The sequence below is a fragment of the Motilimonas thetidivivens genome (genome assembly GCF_046452435.1).
Lineage (GTDB): Bacteria > Pseudomonadota > Gammaproteobacteria > Enterobacterales > CBDFNC01 > Motilimonas.
Genome location: NZ_JBKFDK010000001.1, coordinates 305120 through 328416, shown reverse-complemented (window position 1 = coordinate 328416; position 23297 = coordinate 305120). Strand labels below are relative to the sequence as shown.

Genomic DNA, 23297 nt, shown 5'->3' with positions numbered 1-23297 from the left:
AACTAGCTAAGTAGAAAAAAAGCGATCTTAGCTTGCAAGTTCACCCATGGCAATGAACTCGTTAGCTCACTATTGGTTTGACCATGCCTCTTTATCGATAGCAAAAAGACAGTGCGGTGCTAATGGATGATCGGGCGTCAATTTAGGATGCAAGAAATCTTGCCCCGTGTTAACCATCCCCAGTTTTTGCATCACCTGCTGTGAAGGCTGATTGGATAACGCCGTAAAGGCATAAATGCGCGACTGCCCAAGTTGTTCAAAAGCAAAACGGATGGCGGCGCGAGCGGCCTCACTGGCATAACCTTGTCGCCAATGTGCCCTTGCGATCCGCCAGCCTACTTCAATAAATGGCGTGTTTGGGATCCCTTCTGTTTGCTGATGCAGGCCAACAAAGCCAATGAATTCACCGCTTTGTTTTAACTCGAGTGCCCAAAATCCCCAGCCGTTTTGCTCAATTAAGCCCTTAGCTTTATCTGCTAATGCGTTACTTTGCGCTTGGCTTAAGCATTCAGGAAAATAGCGCATTACCTGTGGATCAGCGCTCATCTGCGCAAATGGCTCATAATCTGCGGCTTGCCATTGCCTTAAAAGCAGCCTCGCAGTTGGTAATGTAGTGGCCATGTGCAATTAATCCTTAAAAATCAATTGCATTATTTTGCCCCGCCGCATTTTTAAGCACAAGCCTGAATGCAAGACTCGTTGACAGGGCTCTATTCGCTTGGTGCTTCCTCAGGTAAGAAAAAATATTTAACCAATAAGGAGCGATAGTCTGGCTTAGCCTTAAACTCATCTAACGCTTGTTGCCAGCGCTTCACTTCGCGCTCGGGGGTTCCTTTTGACATGGCAATATAGAGATCCACGCTAAACAGCTCTATGTTTGTCATTTGGATATGATAGGGGTTAAAACCGGCATGCTTGGCCATGTCCGCCACCACAGCACCGCCGCCAACAATCAGTGGGGTGCGCTGAGCCATTAAAAAGCTCACCATCATATCGGGGGATGTCACCACTTTAAGATTATCAAAGCCTTGTGAAACTAAAAATTGATGCTCGGGGTAATCGCGGGTAACGGTAATTGAGCTCGCCGCTTTGGCTTGATCTAGGGTATCGTATTGAGTTTCATCACTGCGGCGTTTAAACAATACCACGCGATCGGTCAAGATAGGGCCAACCCATTGGTATTTGTCTTCTCGGGCAGGCGTTCGCGCCATGGCAAATAAAACATGATCGGCGTGCGAGTCTAAATCTCTTACCGCTCTCGCCCAAGGTAATACGCGAATATCTCGCGAAATATCTAAGCTAGGCATTATTTGCTCGACAATCTCGACCGCTACTCCAACCAGTTCACCTTGATTATTGTAATAACCAAATGGGAAGAAATCTTCTGTCATCACGGTATAGTCAGGCGTTTTAGCCCAACTTGACAGGCTAAATAAGAGCGCTGAAACCAGCAGAGTTGACCTTAACATACACCCTCACCCTTGAGTTGCTTGAATGTTTAATGCAATCACTGTGATTATAGGTGCTGAGTGGAGAGATAGCTGAGGTTGGTAAAAAAAGGCTGAAAAATTGACTCAATAATCAAGGCAATCACAGCTTTCCTGCAATTGCCTTGATAGATTTACTTATTGCGCCACGGTACAACCCATAGGGCTGTCAGAGTTTAGGTAAACAATGTCACCCGTTGGTGCATAATCAGACGCCGCAATCGTGCCTTTGTTCTTGAAGTAAGAATAAAGTACATCGGCGTCTACATAACCACTTTGCACTGGATTTAGCTCAGGGTAGCCATCACCACCGGCAGCATTGTAACTAGGTACGCTAAAGGTGTAGGTATCGGTTTCACTGTAGGTTTTACCATTGATTTCGCTGATATCGACGGTTTTCGCCACACAGTCAACACTCATTTTAACGCCAACGATTTGTGCATAAGCACCCGAATCGCGCTGCATGCTCGCAACCACGCCCAAGTAATCACTGATTTGCGCACCCGTCATGGTGCTAAGCGTAATGGTGTTACCAAATGGCTGCACTGTTAATACGTCGCGATAAGAAATGTTGCCCGCTTCAATTGATGCACGTACACCACCTGAGTTCATTACACCGATGTCAGCATTAACTTGTTGTGCTTGTGCTGTGGCAATCAATCGACCTAGGTTCGTTTGCATAAAGCGAACATTGGCACGCTCACCATCTAACAGCGCATCGGTCGTTGCAATCACTTCATTAAGCTTTTCTTGGCCTTCATTTTGGAACTGTTGCAATGTTTCTTGTAATTCAGCATCTGGGGTAATTTCATCACCGATAAACACTTTTACTTTGTTACCCGATGGATCACGTACTACCTCACCACTTGCGTCAGTCAGGTCTTTTTTCAGGTTAACCGGGATCAGCTCGTAACGAGCTAATTTCAGCTGGCCTTCAATTACTTCAAAATCGGCACGGCCAACATACTTACCCCATTCGTGGGCTTGCATTATGTATGCACCATTTTGCTGATCTGGGGCACAAGCACCGCCTGGCTTAAAGTCAGCGTAATCATCAGAGCCTGGCTCCATACACACAGGGTTTTGTGAATGGCCGCCAATAATACCGTTGAGTAAGCCTGGCTCAAGTGAACGGGCAAGTGATACATCGCCCGGCGCATTGCTGCCGAATTGACCATTCACATAATGTCCCATGTGCGTGGCTGCAAAAATAAGATCGGCAGCATTAGCCGCTTTTATTTCGGCAATCACCTTAGCAATTTCAGTTTGTGGATCGGTAAAGGTTAACTCGCTGATAAATTCTGGATTACCAATTTTTGCAGTGTCTTTGGTAGTTAAGCCAATCACCGCCACTTTTAAACCATTTACTTCAAATACTTGGTAAGGTTCAAAATAACGTGTACCGTCGGCTTTGTAGATGTTAGCGGCTAACATTGGGAATTCAGCCAGCTCACGCTGCATATCCAGCACCGAAAGTGGGTTATCAAATTCGTGGTTACCCACCGCCATCGCATCATAACCAATGGCGTTCATGCCAATAAAGTCCGGCTTCGCGTCCAATAAATCTGATTCAGGCACACCGGTATTGATGTCACCGCCTGAAAGTAATAGCGAGTAGCTACCATCCGCTTCGATCTCGCTGCGCAAGCGATCAATTAACGCTTTACGCGCTGCCATACCGTACTCACCGTTGTTGTTATGCCAAAAACGGCCATGGTTATCATTGGTATGCAAAATAGTAAATTTTGTACAAGGCACTCCATCACAGGTATTGGGTGCCACAACAACCGGCGTCTCGCCTTTTGATGAGTCAGTTGAATTGTTATCACTGTTGCACCCAGTTAATGCTAACAGTAGTGCGCTAGCCACAAGCCCATGTTTAAAATTGAACGACATACTTAAAATTCCTTGTAGTAGTAATATTCTGTTGCTATGCCAACTCGCCCTCAAAGTGCGCTACCAAAACAGCAGCTTTCACTACAACAGCGACGAACACCGCGCTACTATGCCGTCCATATGTGACAGTTTTTATACGTTTGTTCACACTTTCTTAAAAAATCAGCATCAATTACATATGTATTAACCTAACAAGTTGGTTAAAAAGTGACGTCTATAACCGCCATTTAGCCAACAACATTGAATCTTTATTTTAATTTGAGTGAGTTAAATTCATACTTAGGGCTCTGGCTCAAGCCCTTTGAGGAATCCTTATGCATAATCGTGTGCTGTTTGCGTTTGTTATCACCTTATTCATTACTGGTTGCTCAAGTTTTGCTAAAAGCCACTTTGCACACTTATATGGGCCGAGCTCGGTACAAGAGCGCTGGGTTGCAAACGCTTCTCCCGAAGCAGATCTGTTTCATCAACAAGTTCAACCTTTGCTTAATCAGCGCTGCGTGGTGTGTCACGGCTGTTACGACGCGCCTTGTCAGCTCAAGTTAACCTCACCCGAAGCCATAGACAGGGGCATGACCAAAGCAAAAGTGTTCAGTGGTACGCGGTTGTTAGCTGCGCAGCCAACGCGGTTATATGAAGATGCCAACACCACAGCGCAATGGCGAGAAATGGGCTTTTATCCTGTCTTAAATGAACATCGACAGGACGAGTCGGTAAATTTGCAAGCCAGTCTGATTTATCAAGCATTGGCATTAAAGCAGCAGCATCCTTTAGTCGATACCCGTGAGCATGCCGATGCGTTTGATTTTTCACTGGATCGCAATCAAGAATGCAGCGCCATCGAAGATTATCAATCCTTTGCTCGCAACAACCCGTTAGCCGGTATGCCCTATGGTTTACCCGCTATTCAACCAAGTGAAATGCAAACCTTAACCGACTGGCTAAAAGGCGGGGCGAAAATGGCTCCCGTTAAGCCATTTTCCTTGGATGTTCTTAAGCAAATAGAACAATGGGAGAACTGGTTAAATCGCGATTCACTAAAATCTCAATTGGTATCTCGTTACATTTTTGAGCATTTGTATTTATCTCATTTGTATTTTGCAGAGCTCAGCAAAGAAGCTGAAACGCCGCTGTTTTTCAGCTTAGTGCGATCTGCCACGCCGCCCGGCCAAGCCATTAAACGTATCAGCACCTTGCGTCCCTATGATGATCCGAAAGTAAAACGGGTTTACTATCGCTTGCAGCAAGAGCGAGAAACTATCCTCGCCAAAACCCACATGCCCTACGCTCTATCCGATGAGCGAATGGAGCAGCTAAATAATTTGTTTTATCGCACCGATTATCGTGTGACCCAATTGCCCGATTACACCCCACAGGTTGCAGCAAACCCATTTATTGCTTTTGAGCAATTGCCGGTGGCAGCGCGCTATCACTTTATGAGAATGACGGCACAAAACACCATTATGGCATTCATTAAGGGGCCGGTTTGCCGTGGTCAAATGGCACTTAATGTGATTAACGATCATTTTTGGGTGTTCTTTTCTGAGGGGGATTGGGAACAAAGTGAAGGTTTAAGTGCCTTTTTGGCGCAGCAAAAAGATCACCTCAGGATCCCCTCAGAATCTGCCAGCAACGCAACTATTATCAGCGATTGGCTTAGTTACTCTAGCGCACAAAAGAAATACCTTAAAGCTAAGCAACAAGCCTTAGAGCATGCTTTTGCTGGCGGTAATCATTTAGATTTAAACTTGGTCTGGGACGGCGAACATACCAACCCAAATGCCGCCTTAACCGTGTTTCGCCACTTTGATAATGCATCCGTGGTCAAGGGCTTAGTGGGTCAGCCACCAAAAACAGCGTGGTTGATTGATTATCCTATTCTTGAGCGGATCCACTACCTTTTAGTCGCCGGCTTTGATATCTATGGCAACATCGGCCACCAGCTAAATACTCGCTTATACATGGACTTTTTACGCTTAGAAAGCGAGTTTAACTTCCTTGCGCTGCTGCCACCTGAAGCACGTAAAAGTGAGCGCGACTTTTGGTATCGCAACGCCGGACGTGATATCCGTAACTACATCAACAGCGAACAAAGCCAATTCAACACCCCGACAGGGATTGTTTATCACACTCAAGATCCGAAGTTAGAGCTTTATGGTTTACTCCAGCAGCACCTTAAAGGCGCTCTGCAAAATCCATATCAATTAGCGCAAGAAGATGCACCGTTAACCGAAGTAAACGCATTATCGCAATTACAACAAAATCCCAGCATGGCCGTGAATCAGCTCGCCGAAGTGACCGTGCTGGCAGTGCGTCAAGACAGCGAAACCCGCTTATACACCTTGCTAAAAAATTCAGCCTACAGCAACATGTCAAGTCTCCTACGTGACAATAACAACCGTTTACCCGCAGAAGATACACTCACCGTGGTGCGCGGCGTCGTTGGGGATTATCCCAATGTGTTTATTCAAGCTGATACCGAGCAACTATCGACTTTAGTTGATCAATTACTGGCCATCTCGTCACCTAATGATTACAGCCAATGGCTGGATCAGTTTGGTGTTAGGCGCTCAGACCCACGCTTTTGGCGCTTTAGCGACCGCGTGTTAGCACAAATATACCTAGATGATCCTATCGGGGCGGGCTTACTTGATTACAACCGACTGGAGAATCGTTAAGTGCTTGTTGTGACTGAGGCCTCTATGGGAGCGGTTTTTAAACCGCGAATAAGCAGTCATAACACACTTTCTTACCAAAATTCGCCGAGCAAGCTCGTCTCCCACAGATGTTCATATAAAGCGGGAGGGTTCTCAGTGGGGTTGCTCTCAAGGAGCGGTTTTTAAACCGCGAATAAGCAGTCATAACACACTTTCTCACCAGAATTCGTCGAGCAAGCTCGTCTCCCACGGGGTTGGATTAATATGACTTCAAAGTGCTAAGGCGAGCTGCACTTCTTGTGCCTTGATTTGTTCGTTGGTTTATGTGTTAGTGACATTAACTAAAGTAAAAAGCTCAGATTCAATCCGTTGCACTGGCCTAAATCTAAGAGCTTGGAATACGGCTGTGTTACCGGTTTGCTCGACGCACCATAAGCTAGCAAAGCGAGCATCCGCATAATAACGAGTAACGAAATCAACTAAGCTTCTGGCAATGCCCTGACGTCGACAATCCGTAGCAACAGCTAAACCACGGATATGAATTTCACTATTCAGACACTGAGTTTCAATTACTCCAACTAAGCGATCATTCTTATAATAACCAAAACAAGTCCATTCCCTCGCGGTAGCCGTTCTATTCTGCTTGGCTTGCTGTGTTGGCGTGTATATCTGGCGTAGCTCGGCAAAGCACTGCTTTGACAAGGCAACGACATCGGCATCGTTAACGTCGACGGGCTTGATCATACTGAACTGTTTCATAAGGCTTGTTCTTTAGGGGTAAGCATTTTTTCGACCTCTGCGGTAAGTTAAACGCGTAACGATCACAATGACTTGATGTAAACTTGATTATTTTTGATTGATAATGTCCAATAAGCCCCTTCTCACCTTATCTACAATGAGCACAATAAAATGAAGGGATACCGCTGCTGGTGCGGCTCTAATAAAGTCTATGAAGATTGCCATAAGCAGATACCTGATGGCATAGGTTTGAATCTTCACACCCCATTTAGCTATCCCACCTCTTGGGTGATTCGAAAAATCTTAGACGGGATCAAATGGTTTTTTAATGCCATCGAGCACCCGTTTTGGCTTATCTTATCCATTTGGCTGCAATTTAGTGTCGCTTTTCTTTATTTGACCCTTTTCTATGACCTTGCATGGGATTATTTTTTGGGATATCTATTAGTTATGATTCTCAGCCCCCTATACACTTTCCTAGGGTTATTTTATTTATGCGTATTGCTCAATGGCACTTTTGGTCGAACGAAGGAAAAAAGGGTGATATGCACTTGCGCTCTGTCAGTATTAACCTCGCTGTCATTTTTTTTACCATTTTTCTTTCTTCAAACCGATTTATCTCAAGGATTTGGACTTTTTTTAGTCTTAACATTTGTTATCAGCAACATAATTATTGCATTTAATATCAAACGTCATATCACTGCCCTTATCTATGGATATGCTGGGGCACTATTTCAGCTTCTCGGCATCACAAACTTAATCTACGTTTCTTACTTTATGCGTTCTTAGTTAGGCACCAGCAGATGAAAAAATACAGATTACATTTTTTATCGGGAGAGCAAGGGCTCATAAGCTTAAACAATACGCCGATGAGTCAGGGATAGGCAACATTTGGCTTTAAGCCATCACCCGCAGGTACTTTTAAAAGCAGTAATCGTTTACCCGAAGAAGATACCTTAACCCTAGCTCCAGGCGTGATTGGGGATTATCTCAATGTGTTTATCCAAGCGGACACTAGCCCGTTGCCCGATTTGGTGACAAGGTTAATGTCGATATGCTCGCCAGCGGATTACAGTCTATGGTTTGCTCAATTTGGTGTCAGGCGCTCCAATCTCCAGTTTTGGCGGTTTAGTGATAGCGTATTAGCGCAGATGCAGCGAGATGCGCCAATTAAAGCTGGATTACTGGATTACAATCGGCTTGAAAACCGTTAGCAGGCCAAAAATCAAACCTACTAACGAACCACAATAAATAACGAGCCAAGACCCGTTAACGGTTTTTGGCTACCTTAAACTCGGCAAGCCGTTGCTGCACCTTATCGGCGAGCAATTGCACATTTTGGCTGTTTTCTAAGGTGATTTTGCTGCCTTCATAGGTATCTTGAGATATATCATGAATTTTAACTACACTTTGCCCTACGTCTTCCGCCACCGCCGCTTGCTCCGTTGTTGAGGTTGCGATCTGGGCATTCATTTGATTCACCCGGTCAACCATCTCAACAATTTTGCTCAGGTTTTCCCCGGTTTCTTTTGCGATATCGACCGTTTGTCTTGTTTTCTGCTTGCCTTGTTCCATGGCATTAACCGCCGCAACCGTGAGTTTTTGTAAATTATCTATCATTGTCTGAATTTCTTTGGTGGAGTTTTGGGTGCTGTAAGCCAAATTTCTCACCTCATCAGCCACCACAGCAAACCCTCGGCCCGCTTCACCAGCCCGAGCAGCTTCGATCGCAGCATTTAATGCGAGCAAGTTGGTTTGCTCTGAAATACCCGATATCACGTTCAACACTTCCCCAATTTGAGTCGTGCCTTGCTCTAGGGCATTAATCGCCGTAACCGTTTCATCTACTTGTTTTGCAACACTGTTTATGGAGCTAATACATGAATTAACCAATTCACTGGACTCTTGCACTGTAGTTCGAAACTCATGGGTAGTATGAGAAGCGGTAACGGTTTGCGTTTCAATATCTCGGATAGCACAAGTCATTTGCTCAATCGCACTGGCCACACTTTCAAGCTCACGCGCTTGCTCTTGAACACCTGAATCCGTTTTAACCGCCAGGGATGATAGCGATTTTGCCGTTTGATGCAGTTCAGAAGATGAGTTCCCCAGCGTCGATACCATGGCATTTAAATGGCCAAGCATAATGTTAAATTGACGTGCCATTTGGCCTAGCTCATCCTTGGAGTTAATTTCGACTAGGCTTGAAATATCACCCGATGCCGCCTTTTGCATCGCCGCTTCCATGGCTTTAACGGGTTGCACTATGCTTTTGATCGTGAGTACAGCGACCGTCACCAACACACTCAAACAAATTAAAAAAGTAATGGCTTCGGTGATCACGCTGTCATAAAACTTTTGTTCAAGATCATCCAAATACACCCCAGTACCGACTATCACCCCCCAAGGTTTAAATTCCGTTGCGTACGATAATTTTTCAAGGGGCTCTCCACCTGACACTTTTGGAAAATAATAACTTAAAAAACGACTTGGACTGCTGGTCGCCGCTTTAAGCATTTCTTGATACACCAGCATACCGTTCGCATCTTTAATATCACTGACGTTTTTACCTATAGATGAAGATCCCGGTAATGAAGCCAGTAAGGTATAATTTTTGTCATACGCGAAGTAATAGCCATCGGGTTCATAATCCAGTAAGGTCAGCTGATTTAAGGCCCGTGCCATGGCTTCCTTGCGGTCAAAGTCACCATTTTGCTCCCTCGTGTGGTACTTCTCAAATACCCCCATAACTGAATCAACCGACGCCTTGATCCCATGTTTGCGTTGCTCAAGCATGGATTGTTTTAAACCCAGCGTGGCGACCGTTGCCGAGGCAATGAGGCCTATGGATGCAACTAAAATCAGAATGTAAAGTTTAGTGGCGATTGAAAAGTTATAAAACATTTGCATCGTTTCAGTCCCAGAGTGACAAGATTTGCAAAGTATAGGCAAGAAAATTAAAGTGAGCTAGATCACCTTATATCGTGTTCAAGATTGCTATCCCCAACCACAAGATTGAGGAAGATAGAACACATAATCAATGAATTAACTAAATCATCGCTAATAATAAAATCATTTATTTAGCTATTTAATTCGATAAATGTGCCCAACAGGCAAACCCTGCCATACTTGTGGTAACAGCTGCATAGGAAAAGGTGGCCATGAACAAGCTTTATCCATTTCTCTTAACCATCTTTGTACTACTAGGCAGTCAAGCCATGGCTGCCACAGTCAAAATGGGTTATTTCAATCTGCCTCCCCATATGTATTCTGATAGTCAAGGGGCCGCCCAAGGTGCCAGCGTTAACTTTGTTAATCAGATCTTCACGCAAATGGGCTACGAGGTGGAATGGATTGGGCCAATGCCGTATATGCGGTTATTGCATTACATAGAAGAAGCTAACATTGACGGCATGCCATTGATGCAAGAATCGGAAAAAGAGCCCTTGTTCTATTTCCCCAAGTATCCTTATTACCGTCCGCAACCCGTTTTGATTGTTAAAAAATCAAACCCCTTAACTGAAATTAAATCCATCGCCGACATCAAAAACTATCAAGTGGGTTTTATTGCCGGAGTTGAGCTTTCCCCTTTTATGAAAGCCCATCAAGATCAACTCAAAATCGAATACTTAAGCCAGCAAAATTGGTTAGAGCTGAACTTACTGAAATTGAAACGGGGCAGGATCGATGCCGTCTACGGATTAAACCAGATATCAACCCTAAGCCAAGGGATCAAGATGGGAATGCAGGATGAGATTAAGTTGCTTCCCCTGCCTGAGCCGCCGGGTGAAATGTTTATCGGTATTTCAAAAAAAGCGAGTCTGGGTAAGCAAATTATTCGAGATTACAATCGCTACCATGTTAGCTTCAAAGTGAAATATGAAGACTTGTTATTTCAGGAGCTGATGAAGGATGAGTAATCGATTGAAACCGGTTGCGCGTTGGTATTAGCCTGATTGTGATTTCAAGCTGAGATCACACAAGCTTTATTTGAACTTGATTATTTTGTGATAATAACATCCAATGCTGCCATGTAATGCTCTTAGTGGATGGTTAATGAAAGGATATCGCTGCTGGTGTGGCTCAAATAAAACCTACCAAGATTGCCATAAGCTTATACCAACAGGTACAGGTTTAAATTTACATACTGCATTTAGTTACCCCACCTCTTTTGTGATACGAAAAATTTTAGATGGGATCAAATGGTTGCTAGATTTTGTAAGCATTTGGCTTTGGTTAATCCTGTCGTTTTGGATTCAAGCTGGCATTGCCCTGACTTATTTAACCCTTTTCTACGACCTCAAAAGCATCTATTTAATTCAGTACATATTAGTTATTCCAATGCTCCCAGTCATCTCCTTTCTAGCTTTAGGCTATATCAGTGTGTTACTTAACGGCACCTTCGGTCGAACTAAAGAAAAAAGGGTTATCTGCACTTGTATATTGATGTTGATAGCTGCGCCATCCTTGTATGTAGTGCCTATCTTACGGACCACGTATATCACTGAAGAAATCATGCTCGCCCTATTCGCTCTTGTTTGGATAACTAACATTATTTTAGCCTTCAATATCAAGGGACATATTGGCGCTCTTATCTACGGCTATGCAGGGGGGATAATACAAGTTATTGGATTAATTAGTTTTATTAACGAAGCCTATTTTACCCCATCCTACTTAGACACAATCCGATGACAGAATATTCATTACATTATCTAACGGGCAAACAAGAGCCGATCCACTTAAATGATAAGCCCATTAGCCAAGGTGCCGATGGCGCTATTTTCATCTGCAAAGGAAAGCAACTTGCAGTCAAACTCTATCACGATGCAAACAAGGACGAGACGAGGCAACAAAAAATTTGGCAAATGATTAAGCATTCGCCTCAACAAGACACTAAAGCGGATTTTGCTTGGCCAATCGCTGTGGTGGCCAATAGCAAAGGCTCCTTTCTTGGTTATGCTATGCCTTTAATCAATATGCAGCAGCATACCGAACTAGAAAATATCCTGACCTTCAAGCTTCGACAACATTTAAAATTAAGCCACCAACCATCACTGCGCCTAAAAGCCGCCATCAGTTTAGCCAACCGTGTCGCCAGCTTACATCAAGCTGGGCATTACATTATCGATTTAAAGCCGATTAACTTAACGTTAAACAAAGAGACGGGGGCTATCACTGTTCTCGATTGCGATGGCTTTGCTATTTCAAGTCGTCATCAGTTCTTCCCTGCTCACCAATTTACTGCTGGCTATATTGCACCAGAAGCCTTTAGCCAAAACACAGGTCCAGATCAGCTTGATTTAAAGCAAGATCTATTTGCCCTTGCAGTCATCATTTTTCAATTAATAAACAATGGCATTCATCCATTTCAAGGTGTACCAGCGCAAGGCGTCCAATTACCCACAGACAACCAAGCTCGAATTGCTGAAGGGTTATTTGCATACCACCTAGACAAACATCCACTGATAAACCCATCACCTTGGAGTGTACATCATGATTTCCCTGACGAGCTGACCGCTGCATTCGCGCAAAGCTTAATCAGCACAGATAGATTAGATGCGAAACAGTGGGAAAAGTTATTAACCAAACACGCGATGAGCTATCGTATTTGCACGGAAAATACTGAACACGAATACTGGGGGAATCGATGTCCTTGGTGCCAACTTAACCAAGCTCGACAAGCTCAGATACGTATACAGTCGCTCAAAATTAATCGCAGCAAGCCTCGTGTCCACATCAAAACGTCAGCGATTGTAACGAGTACCACAAATGTTAACCCGGCCATACAACAGGGGCCTTACTTTCCGCATGTCTCTTGGTTAACAATCATATTAGTCAATATCATGATATTTGTGCTTTTCATCTCAGGAGCAACTTGGATAGGCGAGCACTTACTAAAAAACGGATAATCAAGCGAATTCATCCCCCCCTCTAGATCAATCGTTAGCCGTTGAAATAACGCAGATAAAGAGGCGGGAAAACCAAGCGCCCTTATCAAAGATGAAAAAAGGCGAGCTAATGAAACATTACCTCGCCCTTAATTGAGAAGAAAATACGCAAATTAGATCAGTACAGGGATCACGCTTTGCTCATTTTCCTGCGCGTCGGCTTTGCCATAACCAAAGCCGCGTAATCCCACCACGTGTACGTGTTCATTTTTACCGTGGGTTTTACGGATCAGCTTATAGGTAGTGCCGTTTTCTGGGCTGATGTTTTCCGGTGCCGCAATGATCAATTGCATATCTTGGCGCTCACACAATTCAAACAAGGTTGCAATTGAGCGAGCATCAAGGCGCGCCGCCTCATCAAGGAATAACAAGCGACAAGGCAGAATATCACGGGCGCGGAAACGGCGAGATTCTTCTTCCCAAGAGTGCAATACCATCAACAAGATGGCTTGACCTGTACCTATGGCTTCACCGGTTGATAGCGCGCCACTTTCAGCGCGCAGCCAGCCTTCGGTTCCGCGGCAAACCTCAATTTGCATTTCGAGGTAGTTGCGGTAATCCAACAAGGCTTCACCCAATACCTGATGGCTACGCTCGCCTTGGTCGATATGCGGGTTAAGGCGTTGGAATAGCTTGGCCATAGCTTCAGAGAAGCTGAGCTCGTTATTACCAAACAAGTCTTGGTGCTGTGAGCCTTGCTCTGCTAATGCGTTGAGTAAGGTAGAATAAGCTTCACGCAGCGACACATTTAAGCGCACGCCCGCCACTTGACCAAAGGCCACACTTTGTAGGCCTTGGTTTAGAGCGCGAATACGGTTTTGCTCGCGGCGAATGGTGTTGTGAATTTTACTGGCCACCTCATGCGCCGAAATCGATAGATGCGATTCGCGTTGTTTTAGCTCGTCCGTTAGGCGGGCTAATTCAATTTCCATTTCTTCGATGGCTTCAACCGGATCATCGCTGCGAATAATGTCATGGCGAATACGCTGCTTCAGGTATTGATACACAGCGACATAGAACATCACCTTGCGCTCAGGCTGACGATTATCTTCGGAGAAGCGCAGCGCATCACGCAACTCTTCATCGTGAGCCACCGCCGCACGAAGCGTACCTAAGGCTTTATCCGACATAGATTTAAGCTCATCGGCATCCAAGTACTTTAATTCTGCGCGATCAAGGCGTCGGGCCACATCGTTAGTTTGCGCGATGGCGTTTACTAGGCTCCAGCCCGCTTTTTGCTTCACTAGCGCAGCGCGCGCTTGTTGATAGCTTTGCTTAACGGCTTTTTCGCTCGTAGCCAAGGTCGCCACTTCTTTCTCGGTGACCTTAAGGTGCGAGTTGGTGCTGTTGCGTTTACCGCGCGTTTCCACCAAATCCGTTTGGATCTGCTCTTTATGCGCTTTCGCCTTGGCTTCACTGTCATGGCTTAGCACCACGCCCAAGGCCGCCAGCTCGGTATTAAGCTCTTGCAAGGTTTGCTGCTTAGCTTGCAGGCCAGCATTAAGAGCAACTTGGGTTTGTTGCTCTTGGTTTAAGCGCTCACGACATTGTTTTTCTTGCGCTTGGGCTTGGACGCGCGCCTTTTCGGCCAACACCAATTTGGCTTTCAGCTCATCGTTGATTTGGCTGGTTTGATCCAGTAACGCTTGGGCATCGGCATAGCCAAAGTGGGCTAAACGCGCTTGCACCTGCTCTAAATCGTAACATTGACGTTTTTTCGCGGTTAATTGCGCTTCCACTTGCTCAAGAGCTGCTTTAAGTAAATCAATATCTTGTGGATCGTATTGCAAGTAATCCACTTCTTTAGCCAGTCCCGCCAAAGCCGCCTTATGCTGCGCCAAAAACTGATTAGCTTGTTTTAACTCGGTCGCGGCAAGCTGCGCCTGCTCAAGGCGGGTGGCGATGCTGGTATCACCAATCAAGTAAGCTAACGGCTCAATTTTATCCAGCAGTTGTAGCTGCTGCTTAAGGGCTTTTAGGCTTTGCTGCAATTGACCTTGCTGCTGCTGCGCGGTTTGGGTTTGTTGCTCAATGTGTTTAATGGCTTGTTTATTTTCAGCCAATTGCGCTTGTGGATCGCTTTCAAATACCACAGACAAGTGCGCGGCAATAAAGTCATTAAAGTGATTATACAGGCGTAATTTCTTTTGCTGCTCAAACGATACCGAACCAAATTCTTCAATTAAGCCGTCACGGGCTTTATCTAGCTCGGCAATACGCGCTTCACGAGCGGCGCGGCCAAATAATGGCGTTTTGGGTAGCGGTGAGTAACGTACTTGACGTGCCCCTTCACGTACCAACACGGCATCGCCTAACTCGGTGGCATTAAATAAGGCTTCATCAAAGGCATCGGGATCGCCTTGAATTAGGTATAAGTCTTCTGGGCAATCGCTGATGGTGGCCAGCTTTTCAATGGCAGCATCAAGATCTCGCACCACTACGCCATAGCGCGCCGGACCATAAAGGGCGGAGAAGTAAGGCGCTTCTTCCAGCGTAATATCATCATACACATCACTGAGTAAGACCCCGCCTAAATCCAGCGCTATGCTGCCCAAGGTTTCGTCGGTTTCACCGCCGGCATTTTGTAAGCGGCGAATTTGCTGCTCTAATTGGGTTTTCTCTTGGTTGAGCTGCTCTTTGCGTTGCTTGAGTGCTTGCTCTTGTTGCAAGGTGTGTTGCATCGCAGCGCTAACACTGCTGGCATCGTCTAGGCTTTGCTCAGAGGCTTGCTCTAGCTTTTCTTTTTCGGCCTGTGCCACCAGCCATTTAGGTGCAAATTGAGTTAAACGCTGATTGCTAGCATTAAGTGACGCCAGTTTTTCTTTGTTGGTAGCCAGCACATCGGCCAACTCGGCTTGCTGCGCCGCTAGGGTTTCTTGCTCAACCAGTGCCAATTCTTGCTGCTCGGCCACTTGCTCGCCTTGACTCAGGGTCACATTGGTTTGGCCTGCATAATCGGCTAGCCAGTTATTTAACTGTTGCTGCTGCTGATGTTGGCGCTGGGCATCTTGCAAGCTGCGCTCAATCTCATTTTTGCGCTGCACCACGCCTAAGTAGCATTGTTCTTGTAGCAATACTTGTTTGGCTTGGCCATGGGCTTGCTGGCGCGAGGCCACAGGCTCGATTTGGCTTAAAAACCCGAGTGCTTTTTCAAATTTTTCCAGCGCGGCATTGGCCATTTCTAGACTATGTTTAGCCGCCAGCACTTGATGGGTCAGCTCTTCTTGTTCGGCCTTAAACAAGGCTAATTTATCCGCCGCTAGCTCAGGCACTAAGTCGGGCGCCTCGGCGCTGATTTTTGCTTGCTCAAGCGCAGCCACCGCTTGCTTGTATTGAATGGCACGGGTTTGCTGAATATCCAGCGCTTGTTGATAGTCACTTAATTGGGTTTTCAGTGAATCCACTTCGGCTTCGGCGGCCAGCTTGGCGGTTTCGGTTTCAAGGAACAAGATGTTTGCTTGTTCGAGTTTTTCTTGCTGCTCTTCCAATTGCGCCAAGGTGATGTCGATTTCACCTTGGTACTGAGTGATCTTGGTTTGCAGCGTAACGGCTTGCAGCACTTTTTGCAGCATGTCGCTGGCCAGCTCTAACTCTTGTTCTAGCATGCCTTCGCGCTGGGTTAATTTGTCTAACTCATGTTGTAAGTAAACAATACGCCCCTGCTCTTCTTTAAGCAGCTTTTGCGTGCCTTGCAACTTAGTACGCTGCGCCAATGCTTGCTCTGAATAAGCTTGACGCTGACTGCCTAAACGCACGTATTCCGCCGCCACATAATGCGTGGTTTCTGTGATCAGGTTTTTAAACAAATCACGATCAGACTGGGTTTGCTTGATCCGCTCTAGGGTGTGACGGTTTTCTTTGATTGCCGCTTCCATGTCTTGGAAGGCTTTACGTATACCGCTGTTTTCAGGTAATAAATAGTCACGTAATGAGCGCGTGATAGTGCTTGAAATACCGCCGTATAAAGACGCTTCAATTAGGCGATATAGCTTGCTGCGATCTTTTTGGTCGCGCATTTTTTTCGGGATCACGCCCATATCAAACATAAAGTTGTGATATTCGGTGATGGAGTTGTACTTAGTTACTCGTACGCCGCCAAATTCTGCCGCTGCCGCACGGATCTCGCTAAATTGGCGCACCCGTGACTGACCCTGAGTTAAGGTTTCCAATAACAGCTCGGTCGGTTTCACGTCTTCCGGCAGATCCGTTAAGGCAAACGGGGTGATGTTTACTTTTTTGTCGCGTCCAGCAATTTGCTCAAGGTGAACCCCTAACCAAATCAGTTGATCGTAGGAGTTTCTAACCTGTAATAAGCTATAACAAGGACCTGCTTTTAACTTACCGTACAAGCCTTTGTCACGTGACGCATTCGAGCTACCCGCTTCCGTGGTGTTACGAAAATGCAATAGCGTTTGGTCTGGGATCATAGCGGTGATAAACGCCGCCATGGTGGTGGATTTACCTGCGCCGTTACCGCCCGATAAGGTAGTGACCAGTTGATCCAATTCGAAGGTTCTGGCGAAAAAACCATTCCAGTTGACCATGGTTAAGGAAATAAATTTGCCGCGATTTGCCATGGTTACACCTCTAGCCCTAGTTGTTCTTCAGTATCTTCGTCGTCGTTTTGTTGCAGCTTTTCATCGGTGGGTAGATCATCATCGTGGACAATCGCTTCACCGTCACGAATTAAGCGCATTTGCACTTCTCTTGGGTCTTCATCGGTGCGCACATCGGCGCCAAAACGAAACACGGCTTCGTTTAAGGTAAATTTGTCGACACCGCCAATTAAGGTCAACATGCCAAGGCGGCGAAAACGACGTAAACAACCTTTTACGCGTTCTTTTAACTTTTGCTTATCTAAATCCGAGCCACCACTGCGCTGATTCACCATGCGCAGTAGCTGGGTTTCATCGGCGAGGTTACTTAACTCTTCCAATAATTCAATTAAGGTAAACACCCCTTCATTGGCTAAGCGCTCTGGACTTAAATACATGTAACACAATACTTTACCCACCAGCATGTCTAATTCAGATAACATGCTGCGACCCAATAGCGCATTGGATTTTGGCCTTAAGTAGAAAAAGCCTTCCGGCGCTTTGATCAGCTCAACCTGATAACGGCGATAAAATTGATCAAGAGCATCATAAGCATCGGCCAAGTAAGAATGAGCCTGAAAATCATCGCTGCTAATATGGCGGCCACTGCGCAATTGCGCATCAATTTGTGGAAACAGCGGATTGGCCACGGCACGGGCTAATTCCACTGAAAGGTAATGGTCGTTACTGTCGTTTAAGTCAGTTATTTGCATGTTTTGCTAACTCCTGCCGATAAGGGGCAAAAAGTAAAAATGTAAATCGCGCCGAGCTTAGTGGGGCTGGCTGTCATAGGTGTCAATGTTATGGGCTTGCACCTTAGCCCCGGTTTCGTTGATGGGTCGCCATGGCGCTTGTTGCCCGCTAAATTTAATTTCCGCGCTAGCAAGGCCTAGCTTACAGGCTTCATCTATCACTAAACGGGCAATGTCAAAGTGCTGCACGCTCGGGTAATCGGCCAAAAATTCGCGCAATACCGTTGCCAATTCTAGCGGCCGTTGGTTTTGTTTAAATTCGGCGAGATAACTTTCAACTCTGGCCGCCACTTCATTTTGAATATCAACCAGATCGTGATATTCCATCTCTTGCGGCACGTCACCGGTGACGTTTTCATCGCGAAAGCTTAAGGTTTCATCTCTTAATTCAAGTAACTTGGCTTCATCGGCTATGACTAAATGCCAGTTATGCTCACCGAAGTTTTGTACCGATTCGCGCAAGCGTTGACTAAAGGCACGGTTTTTATCCATGTCGATGGCCGTACGGATAAACTTATGCACATGGCGGTCATAGCGCGTCCACAAATCGATGGATTGTTGTCCCCACGCGATAATGCCATCAAGGCGCGCTTGTAGGTTAAACACCAAGGTCGCGATGTGCTCATGCTCTGCGTTACCGTGTACGGTTTCTTGGATGTTAAGTAATCCCGCTTGTAATTTATCACCCGCCGAGGTCAAGGTATCTTGCAGCTCGCGCAGATGACTACTGGTTTCGGCCAGCAGCTGCTCACACGCACTGATGGCTTGACTCCAGTTTTGATGCAATAACTTAGCGATATCGTCTTTGGCCGTTTGCTGCTGGCTATCCATGGCACGCTGGGTTAAGTCGATGCGCTCAAAAATATCCTCAACCGAGTATTTTAATACGCTATAAACCGCTTCATCCCAGTAACCTTCGTCACCACCGGCTTGCGCCGCTTGGTACACCTTCTCAATTTCTGCCGCCACTTGGGTCAACAAAATTGATAATTTCACATTTGAGTAAGTTTTTTGCTGCGCGTAAAAGTTCACTATACCCAAAGCTAACGGGGTTAGACGGTATAAACTGGCCGTATCCACCGTGTCGGCACCAAAACGGTTAAATAACTGCTGACGACAAAAATCATTGATCGCGTTATTGGCGCGCTCTGTTTGGGTTTCATCAACTTGAGAGAAAATATCGCTGACCAAACGAAACGCATCGTGCAGTTGTGCCTCGGTTAACTCTGCACCAACTTCTTGCTCTGCAATGACCGCAACCGCAATCAGAAAGGCAAGTCGGTCAGGCGACAAATTAAGGTTAAACCCTTCTTGTTTAACCCAGCCCACTAACTCCGGCAGGTTTTTTTGTGCATCTGTGGTGTTTTTTATGGCCATCTAAGTCCTACACATCACTGAAGTGAATTTGGTTTTATGCCTTTGTAGCCACGATTATACGCGACGTTAACATCAAATTTTTATGTCAAAGGCGGCTAAAAATAGCTGGCTATTCTGGCACAAGCCAAGCGCCCTGAAAACTGGTAAAATTTGCGCAATTTCGCAAACGGAGAGATTGCTGTGTTTTTGCTCAAAAAGTGGCTAGGCGGAATGCTCAAGCCGGTTCCATTTTCATTAACCTTAATCACCCTTGGCTTATTATTGTTGCTGTTTAGCCGGAAACAAAAGTTAGGCAAATGTGTCGCGGCCAGTGGACTGATTTGTTTTGCCCTATTTGCCAGTGAGCCGTTCAGTGGCTATTTGGTGGCAAACCTTGAACGCCAATACCCGGCGTTTAACACCGAGCAAAATGTCGACATGATCTTAGTGCTGGGATCATATGGCCTAGCCGATCCTGACTTAGCTATCACAGGCCAACTAAGTAACACAGCACTGGCGAGATTTAGCGAAGCCTTTCGCATTTGGCGCGCAAGCCCCAACGCAACTTGGGTAGTATCAGGCTCAGGCTTTGGCGATAGTCACTCTCACGCACAATTAATGGCCCAATTAGCCATCACTTATGGCGTGCCCGAGCAACAAATAATTCGCTTAAATGACACCAAAGATACCCCGCAAGAAGCCGCTGAAATGGCACAATTAATGACAGGTAAAACCGCCGCGTTGGTGACATCTGCCACGCATATGCCAAGAGCCAAAGCCTTATTCGATTTTCATCAAGTGAGCCCGATTGCAGCGCCGGCCAGTTACCACCAGCGCAATTCAACACAAGCAGAGCCACTGACCAGACAAATACCCTCTGCTTATTATTTGTACCGTTCTGAAGTCGCCATGCACGAATACATGGGTATTTGGTGGGCAAAATTACGACAATTAACACGATAAAAAGCGATTTAGATCACATTTATGGTAATTATGAAAATTTATTACACATTTATTTGTTCAAATCACTACTTATCACCCTAGGGGCTTTTTATAATCGAGCTCAATTAAACACAGTTTTACTTACATTCATTTGATTATCATTGGAGAAATGGACATGAGAACACCTCTAGTTATGGGTAACTGGAAACTAAACGGCACTAAAGCATCTGTTGCTGAACTACTTAACGGTCTAGCTGGCCCTGCTGCTAAAGCAAACGGTGTCGAAGTTGCAGTATGTCCACCTGCTATTTTCCTAGGTCTAACCGAAGAGCTAACCCAAGACGGCGCTATCAATTTTGGTGCACAAAACTGTGACCTAAACGTAGCTGGCGCTTTCACTGGCGAAACTTCTGCCGTTATGGTTAAAGAATTCGGTGCTAAATACAGCCTAGTTGGTCACAGCGAGCGTCGTACCCTACACAACGAAACTGACGAAGTGGTTGCAGCTAAATTCAAAGTGATCCAAGACAACGGCCTAGTACCTGTACTATGTATCGGTGAAACACTAGAAGAGCGTGAAGCAGATAAAACTAACTCTGTTGTTGAAACGCAACTAGCTGCTGTTATTGCTGCGCACGGCGTTGCTGCACTAGAAAACTCAGTAATCGCATACGAGCCAGTATGGGCTATCGGTACGGGTAAAGTGGCAACTAAAGAGCAAGCGCAAGAAGTTCACGCGCACATCCGTCAATGGCTAGCAGCGCAAGATGCTAACGTTGCGGCTAAAGTACAAATTCTTTACGGTGGTTCAGTAGGTCCTGCAACTGCAGCTGAGCTATTTGCACAGCCAGACATCGACGGCGGCCTAGTTGGCGGTGCTTCACTAAAAGTAGCTGACTTCACTGCTATCATCGAAGCGGCTCAAGCTTAATTAACCGGTAGGAGCGCTATTAAAACCGTGAAAAAGTAAGCCCGGTGCATGCTTTTTCGCGAAATACGTTCCGCTCCTACACAAAAAGTTGAGCAACAAAAAACGCGCTTAATAAGCGCGTTTTTTGTTGTCTAAAATTGCTTAGTTACCGCTAAACAAACAATATTAGGCTATCGATGCTGCATAGATACCCTGTACAGCCACTTTCATAACATTATCGTATTCATCATCTGTTTGATTAGCATTTAAATCCTGTGATAAAGCCCGTGAAAAGCTAGCTATTACACCGTGATTTTTAGCTAATTTTGCATTCGCCTCAGTTTGAGAAAATCCGCCTGACAATGCCACAATTCTCACCACGCGTGGATCATCAAGTAGATCTTGATATAAATTGTCCACCGTTGGGATACTCAGCTTAAGCATAACTTTAACGTTTTCATCTAACTCAGCCAGAGCCAATTGTAATTCTTGCTTTAATATTGCTTCGGCCTCGGCTTTAGTTGGGCTGTTAATGTCCACCTCTGGCTCAATAATGGGCACAAAACCTGCGTTAGCAATGATTTTTGCGGTAGTAAACTGTTGTTCAACTACACGTTTGATCCCAACAGGATTTGCCAGCTTGATCACTGAGCGCATTTTAGTACCAAATATGTGCCTTTGTTGAGCGCGGTTTAGCAACTCAGGTAAGGTATCATCGAATGGCTTCATCAATTGCACATCATCAACTTCACTTTGCAGACCTTTATCTACTTTAAGAAAAGGGACAATGCCCTTTTGTTGCCATAAATAGTCCGCCGTGTATAGGCCATCGATAGTTTTATCTATGGTGTTTTCAAACAAAATAGCACCAAGAATAAATTCACTGTCAAAAGCAGGACTTTTAATCATTCGGGTACGCATCTCATGAACCACATCAAACATCTCTTGATCGTTGCTGTAGGCTGATTCATCGATGCCATACGCCTGCAGTGCTTTTGGTGTGCTACCACCGCTTTGATCAAGCGCAGCAATAAACCCTTTACCTTGTTGCATTCTAGTTAACTGTTGTTGGTTCATAATGATTCCTCAAGGGGACTAAATGAATAAAAGTGCGTACTTAACGCCTTTATTTTAGTATTCGTTTGTTTCGAAAAAACGAAACCTAACAAGAAGCGAGATAGTGACTTAATCCTACAGATGCCAGATTAACATAGCTATCAATATAAACCTTTATACCCTAGCAACGCCCTAATCGAAGCAGATTAACCAATTGATTTATATTAATTACTGGGATTTTAAATTAACGCAGAACAGCGAGAAAAAGTGCAATAGACAATATCAGTAGAGGTATTTATATAGAAGAATTAGCCACGGTGACATAGAAACCACCGTGGCAAAAACAGTTATTAACAGTAGTAGGCTTCCACCACACCTTTTAACTTGATCGGTAATGGCTGGCCGCGACGATCAAGGGCTTTTGGTGAAGGCACCATCACCCACCCTTCGCTGATGCAGTATTCTTCAACGTCAAAGCGCTCTTTGCCGTTTAGTTTAATGCCAATATCGAACTCAAAAATCGCTTCAACGTGAAATGGACTGCGTGGATTTGCCGAAAGACGATCAGGTAACTCAGGTTTGTTTTCGCTCATTATATATAACCATTAACATCAAAAAGTGCCCCATTGTAGTCAAACTCCTAGTAGGCCTCAATCACCTAATTTTTTATATTTTGGCGGCCATCAAATTTGCCTTAAAAGGCTCAGCCATGAGCCAAAATAAGTAAAAACCCGTATAAAAAACAACCACTATCTGGGTATGTGTTAATTATTTGTTCAGTTTCGCCGTGAGATACTGCATTCAGGTTAACGACAGAGGCAACAGTTATGGCAGAAAAAATCATCGGCGTATTTGACAAGTCACTTAATCACATTAAGTTACCTTCAATGACCATGGCCGAATTTACCCAGCTGCTAGCTGAGATAAAACGTCAACGAGAGAAGCTAAAAAAGGCTTAAT

General features: G+C 45.2%; 18 protein-coding genes and 1 pseudogene. 9 read left to right on the top strand and 10 right to left on the bottom strand.

Annotated features, from left to right (window positions below; translation table 11 throughout):
- Window positions 1-69: 69 nt before the first annotated feature.
- From ACK8OT_RS01620 to ushA, 3 genes are all read right to left on the bottom strand, one after another.
- The gene (locus ACK8OT_RS01620) at window positions 70-621 is read right to left on the bottom strand and encodes a GNAT family N-acetyltransferase (protein WP_410194754.1); all 552 of its coding nucleotides are present in this window, start codon (window positions 619-621) and stop codon (window positions 70-72) included.
- A gap of 89 nt (window positions 622-710) precedes the next feature.
- Complete coding sequence (locus ACK8OT_RS01615) at window positions 711-1469, bottom strand: substrate-binding periplasmic protein (protein WP_410194753.1); 759 nt, start codon at window positions 1467-1469, stop codon at window positions 711-713.
- A gap of 156 nt (window positions 1470-1625) precedes the next feature.
- Window positions 1626-3383, bottom strand: a complete 1758-nt coding sequence (gene ushA / locus ACK8OT_RS01610; protein ID WP_410194752.1) for a bifunctional UDP-sugar hydrolase/5'-nucleotidase UshA — start codon at window positions 3381-3383, stop codon at window positions 1626-1628.
- Window positions 3384-3697: 314 nt separating this feature from the next.
- Here ushA and ACK8OT_RS01605 point away from each other — a divergent pair, with 314 nt between their 5' ends.
- Entirely contained in the window at window positions 3698-6061 is a 2364-nt protein-coding gene (locus ACK8OT_RS01605) for a fatty acid cis/trans isomerase (protein ID WP_410194751.1), read from the top strand.
- Between the two features lie 300 nt (window positions 6062-6361).
- On the opposite strand, the gene ACK8OT_RS01600 is transcribed toward ACK8OT_RS01605, so the two are convergent.
- Window positions 6362-6799 (bottom strand): GNAT family N-acetyltransferase, encoded by a 438-nt coding sequence (locus ACK8OT_RS01600; RefSeq protein ID WP_410194750.1) that lies wholly within the window; start codon window positions 6797-6799, stop codon window positions 6362-6364.
- Window positions 6800-6949: 150 nt separating this feature from the next.
- Here ACK8OT_RS01600 and ACK8OT_RS01595 point away from each other — a divergent pair, with 150 nt between their 5' ends.
- Together ACK8OT_RS01595 and ACK8OT_RS01590 are read left to right on the top strand one after the other, a co-directional pair.
- Complete coding sequence (locus tag ACK8OT_RS01595) at window positions 6950-7567, top strand: SEC-C metal-binding domain-containing protein (RefSeq protein WP_410194749.1); 618 nt, start codon at window positions 6950-6952, stop codon at window positions 7565-7567.
- Window positions 7568-7716: 149 nt separating this feature from the next.
- Window positions 7717-7992: pseudogene (locus ACK8OT_RS01590) on the top strand (fatty acid cis/trans isomerase); the annotation flags it as partial.
- Window positions 7993-8047: 55 nt separating this feature from the next.
- Here ACK8OT_RS01590 and ACK8OT_RS01585 read toward each other — a convergent pair.
- Window positions 8048-9688, bottom strand: a complete 1641-nt coding sequence (locus tag ACK8OT_RS01585; protein ID WP_410194748.1) for a methyl-accepting chemotaxis protein — start codon at window positions 9686-9688, stop codon at window positions 8048-8050.
- Window positions 9689-9939: 251 nt separating this feature from the next.
- On the opposite strand from ACK8OT_RS01585, the gene ACK8OT_RS01580 reads away from it, so the two are divergent.
- From ACK8OT_RS01580 to ACK8OT_RS01570, 3 genes are all read left to right on the top strand, one after another.
- Window positions 9940-10698, top strand: a complete 759-nt coding sequence (locus ACK8OT_RS01580; protein ID WP_410194747.1) for a transporter substrate-binding domain-containing protein — start codon at window positions 9940-9942, stop codon at window positions 10696-10698.
- A gap of 136 nt (window positions 10699-10834) precedes the next feature.
- Window positions 10835-11470, top strand: a complete 636-nt coding sequence (locus ACK8OT_RS01575) for an SEC-C metal-binding domain-containing protein (RefSeq protein WP_410194746.1) — start codon at window positions 10835-10837, stop codon at window positions 11468-11470.
- The gene (locus ACK8OT_RS01570) at window positions 11467-12687 is read left to right on the top strand and encodes a protein kinase domain-containing protein (RefSeq protein ID WP_410194745.1); all 1221 of its coding nucleotides are present in this window, start codon (window positions 11467-11469) and stop codon (window positions 12685-12687) included. The genes ACK8OT_RS01575 and ACK8OT_RS01570 overlap by 4 nt, the downstream gene beginning before the upstream one ends.
- Window positions 12688-12839: 152 nt before the next feature.
- On the opposite strand, the gene mukB is transcribed toward ACK8OT_RS01570, so the two are convergent.
- The 3 genes from mukB to mukF are packed head-to-tail and all read right to left on the bottom strand — an operon-like array spanning window position 12840 to window position 19450.
- Window positions 12840-17303, bottom strand: a complete 4464-nt coding sequence (mukB, locus tag ACK8OT_RS01565) for a chromosome partition protein MukB (protein ID WP_410194744.1) — start codon at window positions 17301-17303, stop codon at window positions 12840-12842.
- Window positions 17304-17305: 2 nt separating this feature from the next.
- The gene (gene mukE / locus ACK8OT_RS01560; protein WP_410194743.1) at window positions 17306-18034 is read right to left on the bottom strand and encodes a chromosome partition protein MukE; all 729 of its coding nucleotides are present in this window, start codon (window positions 18032-18034) and stop codon (window positions 17306-17308) included.
- Window positions 18035-18091: 57 nt separating this feature from the next.
- A complete protein-coding gene (mukF, locus tag ACK8OT_RS01555; RefSeq protein ID WP_410194742.1) occupies window positions 18092-19450 on the bottom strand; it encodes a chromosome partition protein MukF in 1359 nt (452 codons plus the stop codon).
- A 210-nt stretch (window positions 19451-19660) separates the two neighbouring features.
- Here mukF and ACK8OT_RS01550 point away from each other — a divergent pair, with 210 nt between their 5' ends.
- Both ACK8OT_RS01550 and tpiA read left to right on the top strand, forming a co-directional pair.
- Window positions 19661-20392: an ElyC/SanA/YdcF family protein gene (locus ACK8OT_RS01550; protein ID WP_410194741.1), complete on the top strand. Its 732-nt coding sequence runs from the start codon at window positions 19661-19663 to the stop codon at window positions 20390-20392.
- A 154-nt stretch (window positions 20393-20546) separates the two neighbouring features.
- Window positions 20547-21302, top strand: coding sequence for a triose-phosphate isomerase (tpiA, locus tag ACK8OT_RS01545; protein ID WP_410194740.1), 756 nt, complete (start codon window positions 20547-20549; stop codon window positions 21300-21302).
- A gap of 165 nt (window positions 21303-21467) precedes the next feature.
- Here tpiA and ACK8OT_RS01540 read toward each other — a convergent pair whose 3' ends face one another.
- Window positions 21468-22358, bottom strand: a complete 891-nt coding sequence (locus tag ACK8OT_RS01540) for a fructose bisphosphate aldolase (protein WP_410194739.1) — start codon at window positions 22356-22358, stop codon at window positions 21468-21470.
- A 329-nt stretch (window positions 22359-22687) separates the two neighbouring features.
- Window positions 22688-22930 (bottom strand): DUF3297 family protein, encoded by a 243-nt coding sequence (locus ACK8OT_RS01535; protein ID WP_410194738.1) that lies wholly within the window; start codon window positions 22928-22930, stop codon window positions 22688-22690.
- A 234-nt stretch (window positions 22931-23164) separates the two neighbouring features.
- On the opposite strand from ACK8OT_RS01535, the gene ACK8OT_RS01530 reads away from it, so the two are divergent.
- Window positions 23165-23296, top strand: coding sequence for a hypothetical protein (locus ACK8OT_RS01530; RefSeq protein ID WP_410194737.1), 132 nt, complete (start codon window positions 23165-23167; stop codon window positions 23294-23296).
- Window position 23297: the final 1 nt, after the last annotated feature.

Coding starts and splice junctions, on each gene's coding strand:
- ACK8OT_RS01580 (WP_410194747.1), top strand. CDS start 9,940: ATGAACAAGCTTTATCCATTTCTCTTAACCATCTTTGTACTACTAGGC.
- ACK8OT_RS01530 (WP_410194737.1), top strand. CDS start 23,165: ATGGCAGAAAAAATCATCGGCGTATTTGACAAGTCACTTAATCACATT.
- ACK8OT_RS01535 (WP_410194738.1), bottom strand. CDS start 22,930: ATGAGCGAAAACAAACCTGAGTTACCTGATCGTCTTTCGGCAAATCCA.
- ACK8OT_RS01595 (WP_410194749.1), top strand. CDS start 6,950: ATGAAGGGATACCGCTGCTGGTGCGGCTCTAATAAAGTCTATGAAGAT.
- mukF (WP_410194742.1), bottom strand. CDS start 19,450: ATGGCCATAAAAAACACCACAGATGCACAAAAAAACCTGCCGGAGTTA.
- ACK8OT_RS01605 (WP_410194751.1), top strand. CDS start 3,698: ATGCATAATCGTGTGCTGTTTGCGTTTGTTATCACCTTATTCATTACT.
- ACK8OT_RS01615 (WP_410194753.1), bottom strand. CDS start 1,469: ATGTTAAGGTCAACTCTGCTGGTTTCAGCGCTCTTATTTAGCCTGTCA.
- mukE (WP_410194743.1), bottom strand. CDS start 18,034: ATGCAAATAACTGACTTAAACGACAGTAACGACCATTACCTTTCAGTG.
- ACK8OT_RS01585 (WP_410194748.1), bottom strand. CDS start 9,688: ATGCAAATGTTTTATAACTTTTCAATCGCCACTAAACTTTACATTCTG.
- ACK8OT_RS01540 (WP_410194739.1), bottom strand. CDS start 22,358: ATGAACCAACAACAGTTAACTAGAATGCAACAAGGTAAAGGGTTTATT.
- ACK8OT_RS01570 (WP_410194745.1), top strand. CDS start 11,467: ATGACAGAATATTCATTACATTATCTAACGGGCAAACAAGAGCCGATC.
- ACK8OT_RS01575 (WP_410194746.1), top strand. CDS start 10,835: ATGAAAGGATATCGCTGCTGGTGTGGCTCAAATAAAACCTACCAAGAT.
- ACK8OT_RS01620 (WP_410194754.1), bottom strand. CDS start 621: ATGGCCACTACATTACCAACTGCGAGGCTGCTTTTAAGGCAATGGCAA.
- ACK8OT_RS01550 (WP_410194741.1), top strand. CDS start 19,661: ATGCTCAAGCCGGTTCCATTTTCATTAACCTTAATCACCCTTGGCTTA.
- ushA (WP_410194752.1), bottom strand. CDS start 3,383: ATGTCGTTCAATTTTAAACATGGGCTTGTGGCTAGCGCACTACTGTTA.
- ACK8OT_RS01600 (WP_410194750.1), bottom strand. CDS start 6,799: ATGAAACAGTTCAGTATGATCAAGCCCGTCGACGTTAACGATGCCGAT.
- mukB (WP_410194744.1), bottom strand. CDS start 17,303: ATGGCAAATCGCGGCAAATTTATTTCCTTAACCATGGTCAACTGGAAT.
- tpiA (WP_410194740.1), top strand. CDS start 20,547: ATGAGAACACCTCTAGTTATGGGTAACTGGAAACTAAACGGCACTAAA.